The sequence below is a fragment of the Aquirufa sp. ROCK-SH2 genome, assembly GCF_054558315.1.
Genome location: NZ_JBPXKB010000013.1, coordinates 1 through 1,614, shown reverse-complemented (window position 1 = coordinate 1,614; position 1,614 = coordinate 1). Strand labels below are relative to the sequence as shown.

Genomic DNA, 1,614 nt, shown 5'->3' with positions numbered 1-1,614 from the left:
TTCGAGTACCACTCGTCTTGACGAGAAATAAAAAAGGTGAGTCGAAAGACTCACCGATAATTTATACTACTAACTCATTGAAGGTTAATGGTGATTTAATTCACTCCCGTTCACTCTATTCCACGGTGATAAAAGGTTCTACAAATGACATACACAAAGATAATAACTCCAACCAATTCTTCACTAAAGGTTTCTTCTTATCAATGGTTATACGAGTATCTTCTCCCAACCTTTGGACTTCACCTTATAATGACCATCAACAAAAGTTATTTGAGATCATCCGTGAACAACATGAAGACAAGGGAATGAACTTCGTTCAGATTAGTAATTGGTTGAACGAGAATAACTACCTAACAACAAGAGGTAAAGTATTCTCCCATCCACTGGCATGGAGTATGTACACAAAGAAACAAAGGAGTATCAAACGTTTTTCTCGACCTGTTGAATTGGATGTAATTAAATCTGAAGTGGATGTGGTGAATTATATCCCAACGATTAAGTGAGTATTATTACGGAACTCGTTGCACTCGTTCCTTCAGGGGAATCCTTTATTACGGGACTCGACTATCGTCTCGTCCCTTCAGGATTTTACTGGAACCTATTTTTAGACCATCTGGGAGACTTTCTTCACCTTGACAATAGTTGTGGGTGAACAACCAATAATCTTCGATATTTCGGTATAAGAATAAGTTCCTTTGGATAGTAAATTAAGTATTTTTCTTGACCTGTCTTTCTTCAACAGACGTTCAGGTGAGTCAACCGTTCCAACTTGTCTTCCAGTATATAGTTGTTTTTCCTTCCGAATTCGAATTCCCTCCATTTGTCGTTCACGGATTAACCCACGTTCAAAGGAACTCATCATGGACAGGATGGACATTAGTAGTTCGGAGAACTTATCAACCTTACCATCCTCACTTATGTTCCTAATGGATGGGTTCTTACATACGATGATGATTCCTTTGGTGGTTAGTTCCTCCCATACGGTTAATACATCCAATGTGTTCCTCCCAAGTCGGTCGATTGAATGGATATGTAATTCTTTCAATTTACCCTCGTCAAGTAGTTTTTTCACCTGTTGACCCTTGGGTCTTTCAAATAGGGGTATTGACCCACTACAATAGTCAGTGAACACGTAGTCAAAGTTCTTGTCCTGTAATTGTCGTTCTGGGTTTTGGGTTAGTGACGAACACCTTGAATATAATACTCTCATTTTTATACCATTTTATAACTGGACTGGAAATAATTCTATTTCTGGTATATAACCAAGGATTATGAGGTATTTTTTCATTACAGTTAATTCTATACCCTAAAGTTGATATTAAAATCGAGCCAATCAAATTTGACATGATCAGGAAAAATTCTTGTGTGAGATTGGACACCATGAAAATTATTAATGTAAATATTGACCGGCAGGAAGGGAGTATTAAAAAACGTCACTGGGATCACCCACCTTATCTCAGTCCCCCCTGTGTTTGAATAATCGGGGTTAGACCCATTTTAGAATCTTGACCCATTTTTCCTAAAAATTGAAAACCCCCTAACATGTGGGGGAATTCGATTCTGGAATTTTTCTGAATTTTTACTGGGATTGAGAAGAGGTTGAAGAAGTATGAG

General features: G+C 37.7%; 2 protein-coding genes. One reads left to right on the top strand and one right to left on the bottom strand.

What is annotated here, in order from left to right; genetic code table 11:
* A partial coding sequence (locus V7S79_RS12200) for a hypothetical protein (protein ID WP_459490874.1) occupies window positions 1–503 on the top strand: 503 nt, incomplete at its 5' end.
* A gap of 101 nt (window positions 504–604) precedes the next feature.
* Here the strand turns inward: V7S79_RS12200 and V7S79_RS12195 are convergent.
* Window positions 605–1,210 (bottom strand): recombinase family protein, encoded by a 606-nt coding sequence (locus V7S79_RS12195; RefSeq protein WP_459489877.1) that lies wholly within the window; start codon window positions 1,208–1,210, stop codon window positions 605–607.
* Window positions 1,211–1,614: the final 404 nt, after the last annotated feature.

Coding starts and splice junctions, on each gene's coding strand:
- V7S79_RS12195 (WP_459489877.1), bottom strand. CDS start 1,210: ATGAGAGTATTATATTCAAGGTGTTCGTCACTAACCCAAAACCCAGAA.